Below are 711 nucleotides of genomic sequence, written 5' to 3'. Positions count from 1 at the left end.
ATGTTAGATTGATTGTAAGTTAGGTTGGAGGGAAAACGAGCCGGCCTGTTATTAAGAATGTTATACCGCAATCAATCATCTAACCTTTTCATGGCTTTACGGTAAACATCGCTACGTTCGCGCTTTCCAACTGCTAGGACGGTTACAATGATGACATCGTCTTCAACTTTGTAGACGAGACGGTAGCCCGATTGACGCAACTTAATTTTATACATGTTGTCAGCTCCAGATAGTTTTGAAGCCGGAACATGTGGGTTATCTAGGCGCTCGATTAGCTTTTTCTTAAATTGTTGTTGCAGAGTAGAACCAAGCTTTTTCCACTCTTTGAGGGCGCTCTTTTTAAAGTCGAGTTTATAGGTCATCAATATTTACCGAAATGCTCTCTTCAGATTCACGCTCTTTAGCGATAGCGAGTAGTTCAAGATCTTCGAGTCTGTCCATCATTATTTCGTACGCTTCGGCAGGTACGCAATAAAATGCCGGTTCATTTCGGTTTAATACAGCAACAGGTTCGCCGTAAGCACTAGTTGCAACTTTCATAGGGTTAGCTTTCAACTCAGTAATGCTTGCAGCGACATCGGCTAAAATTCTAGTGGTCATATAATCGGTCTCTTAAGTGGTCTTTATGTTGGTCATTTTAGCCTCAACCAAGCGGTATAACAAGTTGCTTAAGAGTGATTCGCAACGCGTGGCATTTTTACTATGCGTCGG

2 protein-coding genes are annotated in these 711 nt (G+C 42.1%); both read right to left on the bottom strand.

The features are described from left to right. Positions 1 to 71 precede the first annotated feature (71 nt). Complete coding sequence (locus JC606_RS23250) at positions 72 to 362, bottom strand: type II toxin-antitoxin system RelE family toxin (RefSeq protein ID WP_005377002.1); 291 nt, start codon at positions 360 to 362, stop codon at positions 72 to 74. Continuing rightward, a complete protein-coding gene (locus JC606_RS23245; protein WP_025536833.1) occupies positions 352 to 600 on the bottom strand; it encodes a type II toxin-antitoxin system Phd/YefM family antitoxin in 249 nt (82 codons plus the stop codon). The genes JC606_RS23250 and JC606_RS23245 overlap by 11 nt, the downstream gene beginning before the upstream one ends. Positions 601 to 711 lie beyond the last annotated feature (111 nt).

It is taken from the genome of Vibrio sp. IB15, from assembly GCF_016406055.1.
In the GTDB taxonomy this organism is placed as follows: Bacteria; Pseudomonadota; Gammaproteobacteria; order Enterobacterales; family Vibrionaceae; genus Vibrio; species Vibrio chagasii.
The sequence above is the reverse complement of the archived record's forward strand: the minus strand, read 5'-3'. Positions and strand labels throughout refer to the sequence as shown.